The following is a 22,161-nucleotide window of genomic DNA, read 5'->3' on the forward strand; positions in this document are numbered from 1 at the left end:
GGTAGTTAATCAGTCTAATAGATTGAACAGTTGAAAAAGCGCTTTCTTTTGAAATAAGCATGTTCGACTATTTCAGAAAATGGAGAATTGAGAGATAATATAACAGGCAAAAAAATGAACAAAGATAAAAGTTCAGATCAGAAAGTATTTGCCAATGAAATGAAAGGTGAGCTGCTATAAAAGAAAGGCGCTTGCTCGACACATGCTCTGTATTTTAATCGAAAGGTGTTATGAACATGAATCATTTGCATCGTAGGATGGGAACTTTCGCTTTAATGATGGTAGGTCTTGGCTCAATCATTGGTTCAGGATGGCTCTTTGGTGCGTGGCGGGCTGCTCAAATCGCCGGCCCTGCTGCTATTTTGTCATGGTTGATCGGGATGGTTGTTATTTTATTTATCGCATTGTCTTATAGTGAACTCGGGTCGATGTTTCCAGAGGCAGGCGGAATGGTCAAATATACGCAATATTCACACGGCTCTTTTATTGGATTTATCGCCGCTTGGGCAAACTGGATTGCGATAGTCTCAGTGATTCCTGTTGAGGCAGTGGCTTCCGTTCAATACATGAGCTCATGGCCTTGGGAGTGGGCAAAGTGGACAAGCCATTTGGTCACAAAAGGGGTTTTGACGACCGAGGGGCTCATGGTGGCAAGTGTGCTGCTGGTGATTTATTTTCTGCTCAATTATTGGACAGTTGGGTTGTTTTCAAAGGCGAATACATTCATTACGGTTTTTAAAATCGTCATTCCAGGATTAACAATTGGTGCGCTCTTATTCGTAGGTTTTCATAGTGAGAATTTTACTTCTGGAACAAGTATTGCGCCGAACGGCTGGGCGAGTGTGCTCACAGCTGTCGCAACATCAGGGATTGTGTTTGCTTTTAATGGCTTCCAAAGCCCGATTAATATGGCAGGAGAAGCGAAAAATCCAGGGCGTTCGATTCCAATCGCCATTGTTGGATCGATTTTGATTGCAACGGTCATTTATGTGCTGCTGCAAATCGCTTTTATTGGCGCTGTCGATCCATCAATGATTGTGAATGGCTGGGGGCATTTGAATTTCAACTCGCCATTTGCTGACCTTGCCATTGCGCTAGGAATCAACTGGCTTGTCCTTATTTTATATGCAGATGCGTTCGTTTCTCCTTCTGGCACAGGGATTACGTATACGGCGACGACGTCTCGTATGATTTATGGGATGGAAAAAAATAAGTACATGCCGAGTGTACTTGGTCGTCTGCACCCAATTTATGGTGTGCCTCGTCCAGCGATGTTTTTTAACTTAGGCGTATCGTTTATCTTTCTGTTTTTGTTTAGAGGATGGGGGGTTCTCGCTGAAATTATTTCTGTGGCGACCCTGATTTCCTATTTGACAGGACCTGTGACAGTGATGACGCTGAGAAAGACGGGTACAGATTTATATCGTCCACTGCGAATTAAAGGACTCAGCATCATTGCTCCGCTTGGTTTTGTCTTTGCATCATTGACACTGTACTGGGCGAGATGGCCGCTGACGGGTCAGGTGCTGTTCATTATTCTCATCGGTCTGCCAATCTATTTTTACTATCAAGCAAAAGCGAAGTGGAAGGGCTTTGGCCGTCACTTTAAAGCAGGTGCTTGGATGGTTGTGTATTTGCTTGTGATGATGACGATTTCTTGTCTCGGCAGTGATAAATTTGGTGGGTATAACGTCATTCATTATGGTTGGGATATGGCACTTATTGCAGTTGTGGCGTTGTTATTTTATATGTGGGCACTCAAAAGTGGATTTGAAACAGAGTTTTTAGAAGATGCGAAAAAAATCAACGATGAACTGCGTGCTTCTCAGAAAGAAGCCGCCTCATCTAAGGAATAACGGAAAGGCTGCCTGAATACTGAGGGCAGCCTTTTTATTTGGATGGATGATCCATGACATGTTGCTTTAGCCAAGTGGTAACGCCGTGTAGAACGGTGGCTGTCACAAGACAGATAAGCGCATATCTCCATAGCTGATCTAAGCCTTGTCCACTAAGCCAAAAAACAATACCTAGAATAAAGAGAGTCAGAATGAACATGAATAAAAAAGATGCTGACCAGAAAAAAGCCTTCATCGAAGGTCACCTCCTCGGGGTATTGTATGCAGGCCGAGGGAGGATCAGACCAGCAAGAAAGAAGTGAAAATATCGTGAAATCTATTTCAAAAGTCAGATAAAAACGCCAAGTGATTTGACAGTTGTGTTAAGATGAGAGCATATTTTGAGTGTAGATGGCTGGTTATAGACGGAGGTGTTTGGAGATGCAGATTCAAAAGGTTCTAAACAATAATGTCATTAGTGTGATAGATGAACAAGGAAAAGAAATCGTCGTCATGGGCAGAGGCATCGCTTTTCAAAGACGTCCCGGAGACCCGGTGGACGAGGCGTTAATTGATAAAGTGTTCCGCCTAGAGGATCATTCCGTACATGAGCGAATGAAAATGCTGCTTCAAGAGGTTCCGTATGATGTCGTCAAGGTGACCGAGGAAATGATCCAATACGCACATACAAAGCTGAACCGAAGATTAAACGAAAGTCTGCATGTATCGCTGGCAGACCATATTCATTACGCCATCGAACGATTAAAGAAAAACCACTTGATTGAGAATTCGCTGATTTGGGAGATTAAACGTTTATACAAAGATGAGTTTCTCGTGGCGAAGGAATGCCTTGAGATGATTGAAGATCGTCTTCATATTGAACTGCCTGAAGATGAAGCGGGCTTTATTGCCATGCATATTATTAATGCAGAGCTCAATGAAGACATGAATACAACGGTCAATATCACGAAAGAAGTGAATGCCATACTGACCATTGTGAAATATCATCTGAACATGGAATTTGATGAAGACTCGCTCAACTTTTATCGTTTTCTCACACATTTACGCTTTTTCGTACAGCGTCTCATCAACGAAACGTTACTCGTCAGTGAAGATCAAGATTTATATCAGCTGATTAAAGTAAAATATCCGAAGGCGTACGATTGCGCAAAGAAAATCGCGGAATATGTGTATCAAACGTATCATCGCGACCTGACATCAGAGGAGATGCTCTATCTATCGATTCATTTGAATCGACTCATCAAACGAGAAAAATAAAGATAGAATTTTAAAAGAAAGCGTTGACATCACAAAAAGTGAGTGGTACTATTTGCTCATAAACATAAAAGAATACGGTTTCACAATGATCGTCTTAGAGGATTGTGACTGTTCGGCAGGCAAAACCTAAACGTTCACTGAAAAAGCGCAATAGCAAGTTGCGACTATTTTTGGTGCCCGTTTAGGTTTTTATTTTGCCTAAAAACGTATTTTTTTGAAAAAAAGGGGGTTTTTGTATGAGTCATCGTCAATTAGCAGAAGACATTATCAAACATATCGGGACAGAGAAAAATGTTCATTCATTGGTTCACTGTGCCACAAGACTTCGCTTCACACTAAATGACAGATCAAAAGCAGATAAAGCAGCCATTGAAAAATTAAATGGTGTGGTGACTGTCATGGAAAGCGGCGGCCAGTTTCAGGTGGTCATTGGCAACACCGTACCAGAGGTATATCGAGAGATTGGGGAGTTTACGAATCTATTAGAGGACTCCACTTCTTCATCTTCTAGATCAAGTGAAGAAAGTACAAGTCTTTTTGGAAAATTCGTCGACATTGTTTCTGGAATTTTCACACCGCTTCTAGGTGTCATGGCGGGTGCCGGTATTTTAAAAGGACTTCTAGGCATCTGTATCAATGCAAAATGGTTATCTCCTGAAGATACGTCGTATCAAATTTTATTTGCCGCATCAGACAGCTTGTTCTACTTCCTGCCGCTGCTGCTCGCATTCACTTCTGCTAGGAAGTTTAAAGCGAATCCATTTGTCGCTGTGACGATTGCAGGTGCACTGATCTACCCGACTATTCAAGAGCTCACAAAAGGCGGCGGAGATGTGTCGTTCTTCGGCATTCCGGTTGTCTTAATGTCTTATACATCAACGGTTATCCCGATTATTTTGGCAGTGTTTGTGATGGGATATATCGAACGTTTCTTTAACAAAGTCATTCATGAAAGTGTGAAAAACTTTATTACACCACTGATTTTACTGGTCACGGTCGTTCCACTGACACTGATCGTATTTGGACCATTTGGTGTGTATGCAGGGAACGGAATTGCAGCCGTCCTGCTGAAAGTATTCTCCTTTAGCCCTACACTTGCCGGTGCTTTAATTGCGATGGCATGGCAGGTTCTTGTCATCTTCGGTATCCATTGGGGGCTTGTGCCAGTCATTTTAAATAATATTGCGGTTCATGGAAAAGATCATATTAAGCCGGCCACTGCGCCAGCTGTATTTTCACAAGCCGGTGCTTCCATCGGTGTTATGCTGAAAACAAAGAACAAAAAGCTGAAATCATTAGCTGGATCGACAGCGGTTTCTGCTGTATTTGGAATTACAGAGCCTGCTGTATACGGCGTCACACTTCGTTTGAAAAAACCATTTATTGCAGCGGTTATCTCTGCCGGTGTCGGTGGTGCCATTATCGGTTATTCACAAAGTATTGCGATCGCGTCAGGTCTTCCGAGTTTACTGACACTTCCGATCTTCTATGGTCAAGGATTTACAGGGTTCTTAATCGGAATTTCCGTTTCATTTGTCCTTTCAATCGTCTTAACCTATTTGATTGGATTCAAAGATCCTGTGGATGAAGAAGATGCTCCTGCAGCTAGTTCTGCACCAGCATCTGAAAATGAACATGGTGTCAAAGCAGCTCATGTGAAAAGTCCTTTATCTGGCGAAGTCATCAAGCTAGAAGAGGTGCAGGATAAAGCCTTCTCATCTGGCGCATTAGGTAAGGGCGCAGCCATTATTCCATCAGAAGGCAAGCTGTTTGCACCAGTAACTGGGGTCGTGACAACGGTATTCCCAACAGGACATGCATACGGTCTCACCTCTGAAAGCGGAGCAGAAGTACTCATTCATATTGGACTGGATACTGTACAACTTGGGGGCCGTCATTTTACGCCGAAGGTTGAGCAGGGCCAAACGATTACAGAAGGTGAACTGCTTGCGGAGTTTGATATTGAGGCCATTCAAGCAGCAGGTCTTTCTGTCACAACACCTGTGATTATTACCAATTCCGGTGAATTTAGCGATATCATTGAGACAGAAGAAAAACAAGTGACACCAGGACAATCATTTTTACACTTAGTTTAAGAAAAGGGAGGACATAATCATGAGATATTCAACACTAGCACCATTTCCAAAAGACTTTTTCTGGGGCGGATCGACTTCCGCCTATCAAGTAGAAGGTGCGTGGAACGAGGATGGCAAGGGACCTTCAGTCATTGATATGAGAGAAAGCTATCCTGAAGGAACAACTGATTTTAAGGTAGCCAGCGATCACTATCATCGATATAAAGAGGACGTGAAGATGTTTGCAGAAATGGGCTTGAAGGCTTATCGTTTCTCTATTGCATGGACACGTATCATTCCAGATGGAGATGGGGAGATCAATCAAAAGGGAATTGACTTCTACCATTCTCTCATTGATGAATTGCGCCGCTATGACATTGAACCAATTGTGACGATGTATCACTTTGATTTACCTCATGCGCTTCAAGTGAAAGGCGGCTGGTCAAATCGTTCGACAGTCGATGCGTTTGAACGTTATGCGGAAGTTTTGTTCCAAGAGTATGGTGAGAAGGTAAAATATTGGCTGACCATTAATGAACAAAACATGATGATCTTACATGGATCAGCTCTAGGTACACTGGATCCAAATTTAGAAAATCCGAAAAAAGAACTATATCAGCAGAACCACCATATGCTTGTGGCACAGGCGAAAGCCATGACGCTTTGTCATCGTTTACTGCCTGAGGCGAAAATAGGACCAGCGCCAAACATCGCCCTTATTTACCCGGCATCTCCAAAACCTGAGGATGTCATTGCTGCGGCTAATTACAATGCGATCCGCAACTGGCTGTATCTTGATATGGCGGTATTCGGCCGTTATAACAACCTTGCATGGGCATACATGAAGGAAAAAGACATTCTTCCTGTGATTGAAGAGGGAGATATGGATATTTTGAAAAGTGCAAAACCAGACTTCATTGCCTTTAACTACTACACATCTCAAACGGTTGAAGCGAGTAAAGGAGATGGCAATGATGAATTTGCCCGCGGTGGAGATCAGCATTTAAAATCCGGTGAAGATGGCGTCTACAAAGGCGGGAACAACCCGTTCTTAAGTAAAAATGCATTTGGCTGGGAGATTGACCCTACCGGTTTCCGATCAACGATGCGTGAGATTTACGATCGCTATCAGTTGCCTCTTATTATTACGGAAAACGGGTTAGGCGCTTTTGACAAGTTAGAAGCGGATGGATCGATTCAGGATGATTATCGAATTGATTATTTAGAAAAACATATTGAACAAATCAAATGGGCGATCACTGACGGTGTTGAGGTATTCGGGTACTGCCCATGGTCAGCCATCGACTTAATCAGTACACACCAAGGCTGCTCAAAACGCTACGGTTTTATCTACGTCAACCGTGATGAATTTGACCTAAAAGACCTCAAAAGAATTCGGAAAAAGAGCTCTTATTGGTATGAAACATTGATCGAGCAAAATGGAGAGAACATCGGGAAGTAACAGGAAAAAAGCCAGTCACCTTATTAGCGGGTGGCTGGCTTTTTTGTTCGTTCACTTTATTGGCAAGAGCATATTGTTCGAGTTGTTCTAAAATGTTAGTCTAATGATATATTGTAAAAATTGGTTGATTATCCATTATAAGAAAGAGGGTTATGTAGATGATGACGATCCTTTATTTGTTTTTCTTATTGTTCTTTCTTTTTTACGCTTTAAACTATATTGGTCAGAAATTAATTGCGAAGGAACACCCAATGAACCACGGATTGATTGTGACGCTGTCAGCAGTGGAAGGTATTCTTGTTTTTGTTCTTGTTGGAATCAATGAGAAATTTCCTTTTTTTTAAACGATCTTACTCTCTACTATCATTATACCCCGAATTTAATCTCATTTATAGACTGTTTTCCGCCCGCATCAGCCCGTATACTGTTATACGCAAGTCAATAACGATAAGGGATGTGGCTGTATGAATGACAAGAAAGATGTTTTAGATCCTGGGCCGTTTTTTCATGGGACGAAAGCAGAATTGAAGATTGGGGACCTGCTTGAACCGTTGCATTTATCCAATTATCAGGATAAACAATCGAACCACATCTATTTCACCGGAACATTAAATGCAGCCAAATGGGGAGCTGAATTAGCCCGGTCTGATTCCAAAGAGAGAATTTATGTTGTAGAACCGACAGGCGAGTTTGAAGATGATCCGAATTTGACGGATCAAAAGTTTCCAGGGAATCCGACCCGTTCTTATCGATCGACATCCCCTTTGAAAATTGTCGCAGAATTAGGCGCTTGGGAAAGACATTCCGATGAAGAAATCAACCATATGCTGACGTCGTTAAAAAAGTTAAGGGAAGAAGGAAAAAATGTCATATACGATTGACTCCTATGTGAGGAATAGATGAATAAAAGGCCGTCCGATTTCACTTGGGCGGCCTTTAGTGCTATTGAAACAGGACATGCATCAGCTCATCAAATGTCTTTGCATGTGTCAAGGAGTGAAGGCGGTCAGGACTGTCTAACAAATCGACAGCTTGTTCAAAAAATTGATTCATGCAGGCAGCGTCATCTTTCTGAATGGCTAATAAGAAAATCAGAGATACTTGATCTCCCTGCCAATCAATCGGCTGTTTCAATCGTGCAATTGCCACGCAGGAGGTGCCTTCATTTGTGATGAGCGGGTGAGGCATCGCAATCCCCTTGCCAAGATAAGTTGATGACATTTGCTCCCGCTCCAGCACGGAGGAACGAAAAGAAGATGAAACAAGCTGATGCGCCTCCAGCCGGCTGCAAAGCGTATCTAATACCTCTTCTTTGCTTGAAAGGTTCACATCCAACAAGGTCAATCGTTCTTGGAAAAAAGCCATCAGCTCCTGCGAAGGGGCACCGTGTCCGTTTAACAGGTGAATGACCTCACTCACACGCTGGACATCATGATGTTCAAAAAAAGCATTCACTTGAATGATTGGTTTCCCCTTTGGTGCGAGAGGTACGGTTGTAATAATCACATCACATGGCAAAGTCGTGCTAAAAGCGTAATCCTGATAAGAATAAAGCTCAACAATCTCAAGCTCATGTTGAAAGGCCGCCTTCAATTTAATTTCAAGTAGCCGTGCCGTTCCTAGTCCAGATCCGCATACAATAATGGCCCTCTTTTTTTGCGAGGTGTCAAGATGGCTTCTTTCAAATGAAGCAGCAATATGTAAGGCAACATATGCCGCTTCATCTTCATTTGGCGTCCGTACCAGCTGTAAGGCATTGAGTCCGCTGACGGCCAAATCAAACGGATAAGGGTAAGATGTTTTGATCTCATGCAAAAGCGGATTTTGTAAAGACACGCCGTATTGAATTCGATTTAATAATGGCTTCATATGCAGCATCAAATCTTGACGCAGGATATCGTCATCTACAAAACGATGACCGCTTGTTTTTTCAATGTGCTGGAGAAATCGTGTCACCGCCTGACGTACTTCTTCTGTTGTTTGGTGCTCATCGATTTCTTTCCACGTTTGATTCGCCAAGAGATGCATCACCAAGTAATCTGTTTCATCCTCTGATAAGGTGACATGAAACGTGTCGCTTATTTGATGCGTGATCTTTTGAGCGATTCTTGTTAACACTGGCGGTCTTTGTGTGTGAGTAGTACTGGTGGGTATCCGCTGTTTTTTTTGCGTTTGTTGAATGGCAATCGCTAAGTGAATCACTAAATTCTTTAGGGCAATATCTTTAATGAGCAGTGATTCTTGATATAGATTTGTCAGCACAATGGATCGAATGGTTTCAAGTGAAATGTCAGGGAAATGAAGCTGTTCCCGCTCAGTTATATGAGATAGGGCGGGTTCTTCTTCAAGCAGTAAGTCTGCGTAGCACGTCCTTTTTTGCAATTCGTCTCCGTCTACTTTTAAGCCAAATCCAGGCTTTGAGACAAGGGTCATACCGTAACGGGCTAACAGCTCCCGTCCTTTTTTTAAATCACTGCTGACCGTCATACGGCTGATGAACAATTCTTCTGCTAATTGATCAATTTTTAAGTAGTCTGATTGAAGCAATAGTTTTCTCATCATAAATCGTATGCGCTCTTCTGGCATGACGGGAACGAGAGAGCGGGCAGGAAGCTTTTGCTGATGAAGCCAAAGCAGGAAAGCGTCTTGGTCACTTGTTAAGAGCGTATACCCTTTCCCGCGGATGGTCTTGATCATGGCTCCAGCTTGCGTTAACAGCTCATTTGCTTCTTTGATTAAATTGCGGATGGAGCGGTCAGATAAGCGAAAAGAGGCAGTGAGCTCCTCCAGCTTCACGAACCCTTTCGTTTCAAATAGCCGCTGAATGAGCTGGTAGGTTCGAGTATCTGCCGTCATCATCATTGCGCCGCTCCTTGTTCCTTTAAGGCATCAGCTCCAAGGGCGATGGCTCCCATTAAACCAGATAATCCGTCAAAGGAAGGCTTTGTGACGATTTCATTTAATGGCTTTGGTAATTGTAAGTAACCATGAAGGCGCTTGTCTGTTTCTTCAAGGATGAGCGGCAGCAAGGCCGGCTGTTTCATGACACCTCCACCAAAAATAATGCGTTCTGGTGACAGGGTGAGTAATAAATTTGCGGTCATTTGCCCGAGATAATAAGCTTGAAGTGACCAGGCAGGGTGTTCCTCTGGCAGCATTTGTGCCAATGTATGATAGCGGCCTTCTATGGCAGGTCCAGATGCCAATCCCTCTAAACAATCATGATGGATCGGGCAGCAGCCCCCATAGGTGTCATGAGGGTGGCGCTGAACGGTGATATGTCCCATTTCTGGATGAAGCAGTCCGTGAATGAGGCGGTTTTCAATATAGGCACCGCCACCGATTCCCGTCCCAACCGTGATATAGATCAAGGAATTTGGTCTGTCTGTTTCCATTGAAAAACGAGCTTCACCGAGCGCCGCACAGTTCACATCCGTATCAAGCTTCATAGGGAGACCGAGTGCTTGTTTTAAGGTTGAGAGTAATGGAAATTGGCGCCAAGCTGTTTTGGGTGTTTCGAGAATCGTTCCATAGCTGGGGCTGTGTTCTTTTACATCGACAGGTCCGAATGCGCCTATGCCAATCGCATCAACTGGATGCTCTGTAAAGTATTCGATCACTTGCCGGCATGTTTCTTCTGGGTTCCCTGTTGCAAAGGAAGTCATATGTTCAATCGTTCCGTCTGTTGTTCCGTAGCCGCAGACAAATTTTGTACCGCCTGCTTCGATGCCTCCAATTCGCATGATCAATGCCCTCCATTAAAGAGAGGCGGAATCCAAATGGATCCCGCCCCTACATGTTCATTTTTTCTTTACAATGTAGGTTTGTACCTGACAAGGTGTGAGCGGTTCAATGTGTAATGATCCATGTTGTGCTTTCAGTATATGTCCTTCAGGTGTTTCGCCTAAATTCGCTGTTTCTCCATGTTGTAGAGATGAACTATTGATTGAAGCGGCTGTTTGACGTGTTAAATATGGATTGAAGAGACGAATGACAATGCCTGTTCCATGCTCTTCCTTTTTCAAAGCGCTTAGAACGGCCCCGTCTGTTTCAATGTCAAGCAGGCTATAAGTAGATTGTAAGTCTTCTTTTTCATCTCGGAAAGAGAAAATTAAACGACCGTTTAAAAAGTCTGCCCGCTCGTAGCACTGAACCGGGGTGGTGTAACGTTTAGCAAGCTGAGCCAAGTGTCCTTCACTCACCGCTTCTTGGCTATAGTACATGCCAAAGGAGAATGATAGCGAACCTTGAAGCTGGGCGTCAGGTGTTTCCACGATTTTTTCTCCAGAAGCCCGGCCGGGACGGTAAAGAAGGTTTTCTTTCCCCATTTTTCCGAAACAGCGGAAGAGTGTGTAAGCAATGGTTGTGTAGCCCTCGCCTGTGATTTGGTATTCTCTGACGCAGTCCGTTAAAAGAGAGACACCATATGCTTCATCGCGAAGTGCAACAAATGATTGCATGGGTTCAATGGTAATCGGTTTTTCTTCCCAATGTTCATTGTTCCACCATTCTAGTTCTTGTGTCAGCTCCGTTGGACGTTCGATGGTGCCAAACTGTTGATCGCTGAGTGATACGTTTGATGCAATACCTGTATCAAAGAGTACCCGTAGACGGTGGTCTAGCGCATGGTTGTCCACATTTACATGAAAACGGATGACCGCTTCATCTTTATTTAAAGCTACCTTCGCTGTGATCGGGAGGGAAGTCGTCACCTTTTGCTTCGAACGTTCCTCTAAATCATATGGGACAGTCAATTGAAGCTTGATGGTGAGCTCTTCCTGTAAACTGCTTTTAGATACGGTGATGTCTGCTGATGAGATATCTTTAGACGATACATAAAGATCCTCACGCGGTGGTGAATAGTTATAAGAATCCCCATCATCTCCGTTGTCTTCAAAGATCATTTGCTCAGAGAACGTTCGTCCAGTCTGTTTATCCGTAATTTCTAATGACCCATTGTCATTTGCTGCAATGCGGTAAAACGTATTTTCAATGACACGACCTTCTGTTTTTTCCAAAATGGATTCACTAGATTCATCGAACACCATGCTGACTTGTGTATAACCAACGGATGGCAAATCGACTGCTTCAATGAGTAAAACAGCTTTCCAGACTTGCTTTGGCATGTACACCTCTTTGCTTGGGTTAAGTGAAATCTGCTGTGCTAAGACATAATCTGTCACATCGGTTTTACTTTTGACTGTGTAGTGAAGAGTTCGTCCATCAGCGTCTTTTAGTGTAAATGGACGTTCTGTGATAAAGGTTTCGACTTCAATGACTTCAGAGCGCTTTGAAGGCAGTGTATTAAATAAAGTGAACGTGATTTCTTGCTCCGTTTGCAGCCGGATGGCGATGAGACGCATGTGTAAGTCCACAAGATTCTCAGCAATTTCCTTTGCCTGCTTGTAGCGGAAGAAAACATCTTGATTCGTCGTATCACTATTACAGCCGCCAATGCTGTCATGCGCTGCATTTTCGAACATGAGGTACCAAATATCACGCACCGTGTCATGCGGATAGTCATGTCCAAGTGAATAGCTGATTGTAAGGATCGGCTCCATCACATTGACAAGATAGTTTTCAATTTGGTTGTTTAAGATTTTCAAATCTGCTCTTGTTGAAAAAATAGACTTATGAATTCGCATATGCTTGGCATGAATGAGTTCTCCTTCTAATGTCTCAAAAGAAGTCCGCTCTTTTTTCACTGCTGCAATGTAGTCTTCTAAACTGCTGATTTGATAGTGGTGCTCGTCTATTTCATTGGCTTTTTCTAATAAGTCAGGCAGGTTTTTACGAATAGGCGCCTGGTCAAAGCCATTTGGGAAATAGACATTCTTTGTCGTGGCTTTTGCTTGCAGCGCCCCGATTTTTTCAGAAAGAAAGGCTTGCAGGTCTTCATCCTTTTCAGGAATATTTCCTCCGTAGTAGTAGCCAAATGGCAGATTCACTGCAAACACTTCACTGCCATCAGCCCCGCGCCAATTAAATTCTGTGTGATTCGTCATATGATCAGAAACGCCGCGCCAAAAGGCTGTGTCGACAATACCAAAGCCTTGATAAATTTGAGGCATTTGTGCAGATTGACCGAAGGAATCAGGGACATAACCGACCTTCATGACATGTCCAAACTGCTGACAGCGCTCAATCCCATATTGCAGGTTCCGTACAATCGATTCCCCAGAAATCACGAGCTGATCCGTTTGTGTATACCATGGACCGATGATGAGGCGTTTTGCTGTGACGAGCTGTTTGATTCGATCCTCATCCTCTGGGCGCCATTTCAAGTAATCATCTAGCAAGGATGCTTGTGCATCGAGCATGAAGTAATGGAACCGTTCATCTGTTTCGAGGGTGTCCAATATGTCCATTACGCTTTTCATTAAGTAGATACGGGAGCGGGAGGTGGTAAAATACCATTCCCGGTCCCAGTGAGTATGTGGAATCACATGTACATTGACAGTCATTGTGTAACGACACCTTTCTTTGTTCAAATTATCCTTCTAGCACAAGGTCAAAATCATCTTCTTCTTTCTGCTTCTGATCATGTTCTGGCTTTTGGGGTTCTTTTTTCTCAGAGAAGTTCACAAGTAGGTTGGCACCAATTCCAATAACAAGTGCGCCAGTTAGCGCGCCGATTAAATATGCCCACCAGTTTCCTACTGAGAAGAATCCGTAGAGTCCGCCAATTGGCGGCATGATGTCATGGACACCTAATAAGGCAGCAACCCCGCTTCCAGCAGCACAAGCGACGACATTCAGCGGAATCAATTTCAAAGGATTGACGAGTGTAAAGGGAATGGCTCCTTCTGTAATCCCGATAATCCCCATCACAAGACCGCCTCGTCCGGCTTCTCTAAAGGTAGGAGAGAAGTTGCGTTTTCGAATCAATGTCGCAAGCCCGTATCCAAGCGGCGGAATGACAATCGCGATATTGACGAGAATGGCAGGAAGATAGACACCTGATAGGAAGAGCGCATTACCAGCCATCCAAGCTGATTTATTCACTGGGCCGCCAAGATCAAAGCCAATCATGGCGCCTAAAATGAGAGCAAGTGCGAGTGTACTTGTTCCATCTGCGACCATGCCTTTGATCCATTCAATTAATGCGGTGTTCAAAGCCCCTAATGGACCGCCCAGCAGAACGGACATGAGAAGTCCGGTTAAGCCAACAGTAATGAGCGGTAAGATGAGCAGAGGGACGAGTCCAGCTGCGGAGCCTTGAATTTGAATTTTTCTTTTCACAAAGAGAGCGACATATCCGGCAAAGAAACCTGCAATGACGGCGCCAATAAAACCAGCATTTGTTGAGCTGGCAAGAGCTCCGCCGATAAAGCCGGCCGCAAGACCAGATTTATCCGCAATCGAATAGGCAATAAAGCCAGCGAGCAGTACGTTCATTAAGCCAATGCCTGTCCAGCCAACCTGTTCCATCAAATAGGCACCATGTAAAATGCCGCCTGCATCTTTATAGGCGTTTAAATCTGATACACCAAAACCTAACCCGACTAGTTTGGCTAAACCAACGATAAGTGAAGCTCCGATGATCACCGGAAGAATATAAGAAATACCGGTCATGAGGTGGCCTTCAATGACTTTTAATTTTGCTTTCATTCTGCTTTGCTCCTTTCTATATGGCATTGCTCCTGTTTATTGGAATTCAGATTTTTTCTTTTCAACCAGCGCAACGGCTTTTGTGATGATTTGCTCGGCATTTTTTAGGGCGCGTCCGATTTCGACACGAACAGTAGGAATACCTGAGAAGCGTTCAGCGTCGTTAATGTGCTGATTGGAGGCGATAATGCAAAGGTCTGCCTGCTTGGCTTCCTCTGCTGTAATGCCATTCACCTGTCCCATAATTCCTTGCTGTTCGATTTTAATCTCGTGTCCAAGCTGTTTACCCGCATTCTCTAATGCTTTTGCTGCCATTGGTGTATGAGCTAACCCTGCTGGGCATGAAGTGACACCGACAATTTTCATTGTGTAATCCCCTCTTTCAATTGTTGTTCAATGACTCCGTAATAATAGTCTGCTGTTTGACCGGGTTGAATCTTTTCGATAAAAGCAGGCTCCATTAAACTTGTGGCAATGCCAGACAGTAATTTGAGGTGTGTGACATTGGCCTCTTCTAGTGGAACGAGCAGTGTAAATAAATAGCTTGTTGGCAAATCGTCGAAGCTTCCCCATTCAATGGGTTGTTCAAGTTCTAAAAAGAGAAGTGAAGCCGTTTGAACAGCAGAGCTTTTTGTATGAGGAATCGCAAAACCTTGCTGAAGTCCTGTTGAGACTTCGTCTTCGCGTTTCAACAAATCTGTTAATAACCCTGACTGATCATCTGTAATGTGAAGGTCTTCAGCTTTCTCGGAAATGTATTGTAAAATCTCATTCTTTGATCGACCGTTTACTTGTGTAAAAACATGATCTTTTTGGAACAAGCTGATCCCTTCTCTCTTGTTTGTTAAGCGCTTACAATTTGATTGTAATGTACTTTTCAACATGGTTAAATAGCATCATTTTCCGTTTGAAATGGCAAAAAGTTTATGAAGCGATTAGACTAGTCATCTGAATATCTCAAATCCTAGCTTAAAACGAGTTTAATTATGTCAAAAATAGATTCTACTAAAAAGGATTCTGTGATATTCTTCCAAGGTATTGTAAAAGATAAGGGGGTCTTTTCATGTTTAAAAAGCAGGTCAAATCCTGTGTGGTTGTACTCATGGCCATCATTCTATGTATGGCTGCATTACCTGGGTACAAGGCATCAGCAGTTAGTAAAGGCACAAGTGTCAATGAAGCCATTGGGTTAAAAAATGGTGAAGTCATTTCAGGTACATTACAGAATGAAAAAGAAGAGTCATGGTACCAAATCACGCCATCTGCAGATGATGTGGCAAAACATACACATATGCAAATTTCTGTCAAAAGCAAACAAGTGTTATCTGTATCGGTCTACCCAAGTAAGGATAGAGCGATAAAGGATGACACTTATTCGAGATATCGTGTGGACACAGCAAGTGGAGAGACAGAAATCAACTTCCCGCATGCATGGTCAGGTCCTTACTATGTCAAAGTGCTGTATTTAGGTTCAGAGGAAGACAGTCGTGATGAGGAAGAGGATGCAGCATATACAATCGGGTATAAAGGTGCGAATCTTCCGCCATCTGAACCGATTTTTCCTGAAGAAGAAGAACCAACGATCATCATTATTGAGAAAAAGCATGGACGTGAAATTCTACAATCCATTCGTACGATCGAAGACAAACGATTCAATGAAACAGCCGATGGTCAGAAGCTTACACGTCTGCTACAAAAAACAAAGCCGTTTCTCAAATCTAAACTCATCAACAATCAAAAAAAGCAGCAAACGGTGTACAATCATTTGCTTACATTAAAATCATTGCTAAATGACGTAGAGAAAAATGGTGCATTCAGCGGTCATATCGTCACAGAGAAAGAGCAACAGGCAATCCGTTCCCTTTTTGATATGCTCAAAGAGGCGAGTCCAGCCTATTTAAAAAAGGAATTAGAAACAGTGGAGCAAAAAGTAGGAATCGATCAGCTTGAAGGAAAATCGATCGGTTATGTCCTCGAGAAACAAAAGCTTGTTCCAGAAGAAAAGGTCAACACAAACAAAATCATCTTTAAATTAAAGGATGGACAAACGCTTCAATCCGCAAAAAAGAAGATGAAAGGCTACGGAATTCAAGAAAACCGTGTGACATCTCAGTCAGTAAATCCTTTATTTAAAGGAATGTATGTTTACGATGTACCGGCAGGGAAAGAATCAGCTGGCAAAACGCTTAAAGCAGGCAAAGCTGTGATCAAAAGCACGGCGAGAAAGCTTTCTAGTATGCCGAATGTTGAATTTGCAGAGCCTGTACAAACGTATCGTGCGCTCAGTAATGACGCGCAGTATGGTTACCAGTGGCCGCTGAAAAACAGTGCGCAGAACAGTGGGAAAAAAGGCGCTGATGTGAAGTTTGAACAAATGAATACATTGATTGGCACAAGCAAAATGAAGCAAACGTTAATTGCTGTTGTGGATACAGGTGTCGACAGCCGTTTGTCCGATTTAAGCGGAACGGTTCGCACAGACTTAGGTGCTAATCTGATTGGCCGTAATAAAGATGCAATTGATGACAATGGCCACGGTACCCATGTGGCAGGTATCATTGCAGCAAAAGCCGACAATCATTACTCCATGGCAGGGCTGAATCAACATACAGGTATCATCCCAGTCAAAGTACTGGATGCGTATGGAAATGGAGATACAGAGCATATTGCTCTTGGCATTAAACATGCAGTGGACAAAGGTGCAAAGGTCATCAACATGAGCCTTGGCGGCTACTACAGCAAGGTCATTGAATATGCGATGAACTATGCTGCACAAAAAAATGTATTAGTGGTAGTGGCGAGCGGAAACGATGGCATTCCAGAAATGGGTTATCCTGCGACTTCCAAGTACGCCATGGCAGTTGGTGCAAGCAATCGCATGGATATTGCCGCTGAATTCTCAAGCTATGGGAAAGGATTAAGCATGTCTGCACCAGGGTCTGATATTCCAAGCTTAATGCCTGATGGGAATGTTTCATACCTAAGCGGGACATCAATGGCTACACCGTATGTTGCAGCAGCAGCAGGATTACTGTTTTCTAAAAATCCAACCCTGAAACCAAATCAAGTGAGAAATATTTTACAAAATACAGCGGATGATATTTCATTTAAAGCTGTTGATGGAACAGATGACGTTTTCTATGATGAAAATGACGAGCCTGTTGTTGATCCGAAAATTCCGGGTATCGATTGGATGACAGGACATGGCAGACTCAATGCTTTTGCCGCGTTAAGTGCTGTTGAATTAAACGCATCAGTTAACAAAGTAGAAGATCAGCATCAAAAGGTGACAGGAAAGGCGAAAGCCGGCGCTGCCATTTCTGTGTATAGAGGCAAAACCCTGCTTGGAAAAGGCACGGCAAGCAAAAAGGGAACCTTTAGTGTGAAGATCAAGCATCAAAACAAAAATAAAGTGCTTCACATCAAGATATCAAAAGGAAAGGCTGCGACTTCGCTCAAAACGGTCGTGAAAAAGGGCAAAGCACCAGCTAAGCCAAAGGTGAATCGAGTAACAGTGAAAAGTAAAACGGTCAAAGGAACTGCGGGTGCAGGCTTGACAATCAAGGTGAAGAACAAATCAAAGAAAGTCATTCAAACGGTCAAAACCAATAGCAAAGGCGCATTTACGGCTAAAATCAAGCCGCAAAAAGCCAAAACCGTCTTGTATGTGACGGCTTCAGATGTGAGAAAAAGAGAAAGTAAAGCAGTGAAAGTTGTTGTGAAAAAATAGTTTTGCAGCTTCCCTTTTGAATAAAAAGGGAAGTTTTTTGTTTTTACTGGAAAAATGACAATAACTGTCGATAGTAATATAGTAGGAAAAAAAAGGAGGATTTATCGATGAAAAAAATCATGTTTGCTTTCTTTCTATCATTGCTTCTCGTTTTCCCAAGCTTTGCACATGCAGAGGAAACAGGAGCAGTACCAGCATCCGTACAAGTAACAGGCGTCACAGCAGCAGACGGTGGTGTGGTCAATTACGGTTCTGGTAGTAAATATCGTGTAGGTTCATATTATCCAGCTACTTTTAAAGGAACATTAAAGGACACAAGTGGTCAACTCATGGGGAATCAGCCAATTCAGCTTTATTTTGAAGCAGCAATCAAATCATATGCTCAAACAGCGACAGGTACAACAGACGAGAATGGACAATTTTCACTAACGATTCAAGTTCCTGCAGGTGCAGGCTACCGTACATACAATAATGCAGGCTGGTCTACACATTACTACGATATCGTTCCAGTGACTTTCACTTCAAACGACATCACGCTATCTTCAAATGTGACAAGTGTGTACCATTTGGCATATACATCACGTTACTAATCTGCTAGAAGAGGCGACTTGGCGCAAGCCCTGTCGTTTTCATAGAAAAAAAGGATGTCAGCTAGTGACATCCTTTTCTTTTTGTTAGCAAACCTGCTGGGCGGCAACCGAAAGAGTCGATAAACAAACACTCATGAGCCGTTTCTCCCAGATTCGATCGAGCTTTGAGCTTTACATCTTGAGCTTTGATGGATAAGACCTTTGAATACTTGAGCTTTCAGCTTTGAACGTTCAGCTTTGAGCTTTTATCATGGATCATCCTAAGATGATCATCAGATGAGGAGGAATGACCTTTCCCTCGAAGGTGTTTAGTCCTATCGATTTTCGGCTCACTAACAAAATCGACTAGTCGATCTGTATTTTGGTCAAGGTATTGCTTTCTGACAAGGAGAAATCCACTTCCATTTGGAAATCTTCAATCTCTTTCGAAAGCTGTTCAATCTTCACTCGGAGACGAAGAGGGTCAATGATCGCCGCCTCATTTTCAGCTAGGAATGACTTGACGATCTCTTGGTTGGCAGCGGCTTGTGTTTTCCCATCTTTCCCAAATAGTGTTTCTAAATGCTGATCCAGTCTCTTTTTCACATCTTCATTGATTTGTTCTGACCGGTCAACCAGCTCTGTGTAGACCTTTTTTAATTTTCGTAAATAACGAATATCGTAATCTATGGATGTCTTGCGTTCAATGGCTTCTGCTACGGTCATGCTAACACCCGCCACCTCAATCGTTGTCGTAGCATTCGACACAACGATGGCTGATTTAATGGCATTTCGGCGTTTGATTAATGCTTGAATCGATTGGTCATCTGCTTTTGCCTTTTTTTCTACTTCTTCTTGATTTTGAAATCCGTTCTGTATATGTTTCCCGATGATCAAACCACCGAGTACGGCTTCATCAATCGTTCGGCTGATTCTCTTATCTAACATTTTCAGTTCACTTAATGCTCTTGTAATGGTCATTTCCATATTAAAAACAGCTCCCTTGATTCATCCTGAAAATCATAGATTCCTATCATATACCAAAATGTCTTTGTTTTGCTAGTGATATCCTTTTTTGGGACAAACAAAAACCCTGGTGCTATACACCAGGGTTTTCTCGTTTTTTCTGAATCCATGTTGTCACGTAATAGGCAGCATAGCAGAGTGCGATAAAAGGGATACCGCAGATAAGAGCAATACGCTGATTTGGATCAAAAGCAATGCCGATCACAGATGCAAGGCATAGGAGGAAGGCAGCAATCGGAACCACCGGATAGAGCGGGGTTCGGAAAGATAAATCATGAAGCTGTCCGCCATCCTGTAAGAATTTTTTGCGAAACATGAACTGTGAAGCTGCAATTCCCATCCATACAACAACAACGGCGAGTCCAGAGATTGAAACAAGAACCAGATACACTGTTTCAGGTGCGATGACACTCGATAGCAAAGAGAGAATGCCCCCAATCATACTCAAAATGAGTGCATTCAAAGGAATTCCCTTTGACGTCAATTTTGCCAGCTTTTTAGGTAATGTTCGTTCTTCAGAAAGGGACCATAGCATGCGAGATGAGGCATATAGCCCTGAGTTTGCAGCAGATAAAATCGCTGTCAGAATGACAAAATTCATGAAATCTGCCGCATAAGGAATACCGATGCGGTCAAATACCACAACGAAAGGACTTTTGATCACCCCGGCTTCTTCTACTGGAATTAAGCCGGCTAAGACCACGATCGTTCCGACAAAAAACAGGACAAGACGTAGCACAGTCGTGCGAATCGCCCGGGGAATGGTCTCATCTGGATTGACACTTTCGCCCGCAGCAATCCCAATCAGCTCAGTACCCGAAAAAGCAAAATTAACAGCCAACATGGTCATTAAAATCGGTAAAAAGCCGTTTGGGAAGAGACCCCCATCTCCAGTGAAGTTAGAGAAGAACGGAGCGGCCTCACCGCCTTTTAGTGGAATCAATCCAAACATCGCGGCTCCGCCAAGGATAATAAAGAGAATAATAGCCATGACTTTAATGCTAGAAAACCAAAATTCCGATTCTGCAAAAAATTTAACTGTAAAAGCATTGAGTAAAAAGATGAGAAGCGCAAAAACACCGCTCCACATCCAAACCGATGTGTCCGGGAACCAGCGCTGCATTAAAAGACCTGCCGCTGTAAATTCTGAACCAAGTGCCACGGTCCATGTCAGCCAATAAAGCCAAGCCACTGTATAGCCTGTGCCGGGCCCAATGTATTTTGTTGCATATGTGTGAAAAGCGCCTGTAACCGGCATTGCGACAGACAGTTCACCTAAACAGAGCATCACGAGGTACACAATTAATGCCCCGACCAGATAAGCCAAAATCGTTCCCGCAGGTCCGGCCTGATTGATCGTATATCCTGAACTTAAAAAGAGTCCTGTGCCAATCACGCCGCCTAAAGAAAGCATGAACAGGTGACGGCTTGTCATTTTTCGTTGATATTGTTGTGACTGATCTTTTGCTTGTTCCATGTCTTCCCGCCCTTTTGCTTAGAAGTATGTGTGTTGAGTCATGATGCTACGATGTTGCCTGTTTTAAGATATCGGTAATATCCTCTGGTGTCGTCCGGCAGCAGCCGCCGATGATTTGTGCGCCGTCTTTATACCATTGCTGTGCACATTCACCAAATGTATGGTGAGACGTATCTCCGCTCCAAACCTTTTCTTCAGGATCATATAATTCCCCTGAGTTCGGATACACGACAATCGGTTTGCTCGTCCCTTTTTTCATCTCCTGAATAAGAGAAGACATATATTGCGGCGGTGTACAGTTTACGCCAACAGCAGCGATCTGCTCATATGGCTCAAGTGCTTGTACACAGTCTCTAAGTAAATCTCCTTCACTAATGTGCTGACCATCCTTTGCACTAAATGTAATCCACGCATATACACCGCTGAACTCATCCTGCAGCAGTTTAGCGATAGCGATTGCTTCAATGAGACAAGGGATGGTTTCACAAGCGAGAATATCTGCACCAGCCTCTACCAATGCTTGAATTCTTGGTCTGTGAAAATCAATGAGCGCCTGCTCTGTGAGTCCGTAATTCCCCTTATATTCTGAACCGTCAGACAAATAAGCGCCGAAGGGCCCCACAGATCCAGCGACAAATGGTTTTGTCCGCTCTTTACGATGTGTCTCATCCTGCCAAAACTGCTCGCATGCTTCTTTTGCTAACGTGACAGATCGTTTCATTAATTCGATGGCTTCTTCTTTTGTATAGCCTTTTTCAGCAAAGCCATCAATTGTCGTTTGGTAGCTGGCTGTTGTTGCACAGTCAGCACCTGCTTGGAAGTAGTCCAAGTGTACTTGCTGAATCAATTCTGGCTGTTCAATGAGGATTTTGGCTGACCATAAACTGTAGTTTAAATCACAGCCCTTTCGTTCAAGCTCCGTTGCAAGTGCACCATCTAAAATCAATGGTGTGTGAGCCTGTAAACGGCTTTGAATAGGATTCATATAAATCAAACAGCCTCCTTTGTCGATCGGAAATAATGGATATGATATGAGGCAGTAGTTTAAATGACTAAAGTGTTTTTGTCAAGGAGAGGAATAAGCATCATATGACGGAA

General features: G+C 43.2%; 18 protein-coding genes. 8 read left to right on the forward strand and 10 right to left on the reverse strand.

Annotated features, from left to right (window positions below; all coding sequences use genetic code 11):
* Nucleotides 1-236: 236 nt before the first annotated feature.
* Nucleotides 237-1,856 carry an APC family permease gene (locus tag NST01_RS01375; RefSeq protein ID WP_024719047.1) on the forward strand — a complete coding sequence of 540 codons (1,620 nt, stop codon included), beginning with the start codon at nucleotides 237-239 and terminating at the stop codon, nucleotides 1,854-1,856.
* A 34-nt stretch (nucleotides 1,857-1,890) separates the two neighbouring features.
* On the opposite strand, the gene NST01_RS01380 is transcribed toward NST01_RS01375, so the two are convergent.
* On the reverse strand, nucleotides 1,891-2,091 hold the full coding sequence (locus tag NST01_RS01380; protein WP_008343859.1) for a hypothetical protein: 201 nt from the start codon (nucleotides 2,089-2,091) through the stop codon (nucleotides 1,891-1,893).
* A gap of 185 nt (nucleotides 2,092-2,276) precedes the next feature.
* Here NST01_RS01380 and licT point away from each other — a divergent pair, with 185 nt between their 5' ends.
* The 5 genes from licT to arr all read left to right on the forward strand — a co-directional run bounded on the left by licT (nucleotide 2,277) and on the right by arr (nucleotide 7,531).
* A complete protein-coding gene (gene licT / locus NST01_RS01385) occupies nucleotides 2,277-3,113 on the forward strand; it encodes a BglG family transcription antiterminator LicT (protein WP_017358738.1) in 837 nt (278 codons plus the stop codon).
* Nucleotides 3,114-3,349: 236 nt separating this feature from the next.
* Nucleotides 3,350-5,209, forward strand: a complete 1,860-nt coding sequence (locus NST01_RS01390) for a beta-glucoside-specific PTS transporter subunit IIABC (protein WP_057078645.1) — start codon at nucleotides 3,350-3,352, stop codon at nucleotides 5,207-5,209.
* 19 nt (nucleotides 5,210-5,228) lie between these two features.
* Nucleotides 5,229-6,650: a glycoside hydrolase family 1 protein gene (locus NST01_RS01395; RefSeq protein WP_008343856.1), complete on the forward strand. Its 1,422-nt coding sequence runs from the start codon at nucleotides 5,229-5,231 to the stop codon at nucleotides 6,648-6,650.
* A 158-nt stretch (nucleotides 6,651-6,808) separates the two neighbouring features.
* Nucleotides 6,809-6,994 (forward strand): hypothetical protein, encoded by a 186-nt coding sequence (locus NST01_RS01400; RefSeq protein WP_008343855.1) that lies wholly within the window; start codon nucleotides 6,809-6,811, stop codon nucleotides 6,992-6,994.
* A 120-nt stretch (nucleotides 6,995-7,114) separates the two neighbouring features.
* Nucleotides 7,115-7,531, forward strand: a complete 417-nt coding sequence (arr, locus tag NST01_RS01405; protein ID WP_007498448.1) for an NAD(+)--rifampin ADP-ribosyltransferase — start codon at nucleotides 7,115-7,117, stop codon at nucleotides 7,529-7,531.
* A 61-nt stretch (nucleotides 7,532-7,592) separates the two neighbouring features.
* On the opposite strand, the gene NST01_RS01410 is transcribed toward arr, so the two are convergent.
* From NST01_RS01410 to NST01_RS01435, 6 genes are read right to left on the reverse strand one after another with little or no spacing between them, the layout of a single operon-like run.
* Nucleotides 7,593-9,512 (reverse strand): BglG family transcription antiterminator, encoded by a 1,920-nt coding sequence (locus NST01_RS01410; protein ID WP_268439049.1) that lies wholly within the window; start codon nucleotides 9,510-9,512, stop codon nucleotides 7,593-7,595.
* Nucleotides 9,509-10,393, reverse strand: a complete 885-nt coding sequence (locus tag NST01_RS01415; RefSeq protein ID WP_008342179.1) for an ROK family protein — start codon at nucleotides 10,391-10,393, stop codon at nucleotides 9,509-9,511. Before NST01_RS01415 ends, NST01_RS01410 begins: the two co-directional genes overlap by 4 nt.
* Before the next feature lie 57 nt (nucleotides 10,394-10,450).
* Nucleotides 10,451-13,114: a mannosylglycerate hydrolase gene (gene mngB, locus NST01_RS01420; RefSeq protein WP_341041358.1), complete on the reverse strand. Its 2,664-nt coding sequence runs from the start codon at nucleotides 13,112-13,114 to the stop codon at nucleotides 10,451-10,453.
* Between the two features lie 28 nt (nucleotides 13,115-13,142).
* Nucleotides 13,143-14,261, reverse strand: a complete 1,119-nt coding sequence (locus tag NST01_RS01425) for a PTS fructose transporter subunit IIC (RefSeq protein ID WP_017358746.1) — start codon at nucleotides 14,259-14,261, stop codon at nucleotides 13,143-13,145.
* Between the two features lie 36 nt (nucleotides 14,262-14,297).
* On the reverse strand, nucleotides 14,298-14,627 hold the full coding sequence (locus NST01_RS01430) for a PTS fructose transporter subunit IIB (protein WP_017358747.1): 330 nt from the start codon (nucleotides 14,625-14,627) through the stop codon (nucleotides 14,298-14,300).
* Entirely contained in the window at nucleotides 14,624-15,082 is a 459-nt protein-coding gene (locus tag NST01_RS01435; RefSeq protein ID WP_017358748.1) for a PTS sugar transporter subunit IIA, read from the reverse strand. Before NST01_RS01435 ends, NST01_RS01430 begins: the two co-directional genes overlap by 4 nt.
* A 242-nt stretch (nucleotides 15,083-15,324) precedes the next feature.
* Here NST01_RS01435 and NST01_RS01440 point away from each other — a divergent pair, with 242 nt between their 5' ends.
* A complete protein-coding gene (locus NST01_RS01440) occupies nucleotides 15,325-17,991 on the forward strand; it encodes a S8 family peptidase (protein ID WP_341041359.1) in 2,667 nt (888 codons plus the stop codon).
* A gap of 107 nt (nucleotides 17,992-18,098) precedes the next feature.
* Entirely contained in the window at nucleotides 18,099-18,581 is a 483-nt protein-coding gene (locus NST01_RS01445; RefSeq protein ID WP_156060838.1) for a hypothetical protein, read from the forward strand.
* A gap of 345 nt (nucleotides 18,582-18,926) precedes the next feature.
* Here NST01_RS01445 and NST01_RS01450 read toward each other — a convergent pair whose 3' ends face one another.
* From NST01_RS01450 to mmuM, 3 genes are all read right to left on the reverse strand, one after another.
* A complete protein-coding gene (locus NST01_RS01450; RefSeq protein WP_017366532.1) occupies nucleotides 18,927-19,547 on the reverse strand; it encodes a hypothetical protein in 621 nt (206 codons plus the stop codon).
* Between the two features lie 112 nt (nucleotides 19,548-19,659).
* On the reverse strand, nucleotides 19,660-21,063 hold the full coding sequence (gene mmuP / locus NST01_RS01455) for an S-methylmethionine permease (RefSeq protein ID WP_008342173.1): 1,404 nt from the start codon (nucleotides 21,061-21,063) through the stop codon (nucleotides 19,660-19,662).
* A 46-nt stretch (nucleotides 21,064-21,109) separates the two neighbouring features.
* Nucleotides 21,110-22,048 carry a homocysteine S-methyltransferase gene (gene mmuM / locus NST01_RS01460; RefSeq protein WP_341041360.1) on the reverse strand — a complete coding sequence of 313 codons (939 nt, stop codon included), beginning with the start codon at nucleotides 22,046-22,048 and terminating at the stop codon, nucleotides 21,110-21,112.
* Nucleotides 22,049-22,161 lie beyond the last annotated feature (113 nt).

The sequence above is a fragment of the Bacillus sp. FSL R7-0166 genome (assembly GCF_038008935.1).
Lineage (GTDB): Bacteria > Bacillota > Bacilli > Bacillales > Bacillaceae > Bacillus > Bacillus altitudinis.

What these genes read in the sequence shown, in the direction of transcription:
- mmuM (WP_341041360.1), bottom strand. Translation starts at nt 22,048, where the DNA reads ATGAATCCTATTCAAAGCCGTTTACAGGCTCACACACCATTGATTTTA.
- NST01_RS01430 (WP_017358747.1), bottom strand. Translation starts at nt 14,627, where the DNA reads ATGAAAATTGTCGGTGTCACTTCATGCCCAGCAGGGTTAGCTCATACA.
- NST01_RS01445 (WP_156060838.1), top strand. Translation starts at nt 18,099, where the DNA reads ATGAAAAAAATCATGTTTGCTTTCTTTCTATCATTGCTTCTCGTTTTC.
- NST01_RS01450 (WP_017366532.1), bottom strand. Translation starts at nt 19,547, where the DNA reads ATGGAAATGACCATTACAAGAGCATTAAGTGAACTGAAAATGTTAGAT.
- NST01_RS01395 (WP_008343856.1), top strand. Translation starts at nt 5,229, where the DNA reads ATGAGATATTCAACACTAGCACCATTTCCAAAAGACTTTTTCTGGGGC.
- NST01_RS01400 (WP_008343855.1), top strand. Translation starts at nt 6,809, where the DNA reads ATGATGACGATCCTTTATTTGTTTTTCTTATTGTTCTTTCTTTTTTAC.
- NST01_RS01380 (WP_008343859.1), bottom strand. Translation starts at nt 2,091, where the DNA reads ATGAAGGCTTTTTTCTGGTCAGCATCTTTTTTATTCATGTTCATTCTG.
- mngB (WP_341041358.1), bottom strand. Translation starts at nt 13,114, where the DNA reads ATGACTGTCAATGTACATGTGATTCCACATACTCACTGGGACCGGGAA.
- NST01_RS01440 (WP_341041359.1), top strand. Translation starts at nt 15,325, where the DNA reads ATGTTTAAAAAGCAGGTCAAATCCTGTGTGGTTGTACTCATGGCCATC.
- arr (WP_007498448.1), top strand. Translation starts at nt 7,115, where the DNA reads ATGAATGACAAGAAAGATGTTTTAGATCCTGGGCCGTTTTTTCATGGG.
- NST01_RS01375 (WP_024719047.1), top strand. Translation starts at nt 237, where the DNA reads ATGAATCATTTGCATCGTAGGATGGGAACTTTCGCTTTAATGATGGTA.
- NST01_RS01415 (WP_008342179.1), bottom strand. Translation starts at nt 10,393, where the DNA reads ATGCGAATTGGAGGCATCGAAGCAGGCGGTACAAAATTTGTCTGCGGC.
- NST01_RS01390 (WP_057078645.1), top strand. Translation starts at nt 3,350, where the DNA reads ATGAGTCATCGTCAATTAGCAGAAGACATTATCAAACATATCGGGACA.
- licT (WP_017358738.1), top strand. Translation starts at nt 2,277, where the DNA reads ATGCAGATTCAAAAGGTTCTAAACAATAATGTCATTAGTGTGATAGAT.
- NST01_RS01410 (WP_268439049.1), bottom strand. Translation starts at nt 9,512, where the DNA reads ATGATGATGACGGCAGATACTCGAACCTACCAGCTCATTCAGCGGCTA.
- NST01_RS01425 (WP_017358746.1), bottom strand. Translation starts at nt 14,261, where the DNA reads ATGAAAGCAAAATTAAAAGTCATTGAAGGCCACCTCATGACCGGTATT.
- mmuP (WP_008342173.1), bottom strand. Translation starts at nt 21,063, where the DNA reads ATGGAACAAGCAAAAGATCAGTCACAACAATATCAACGAAAAATGACA.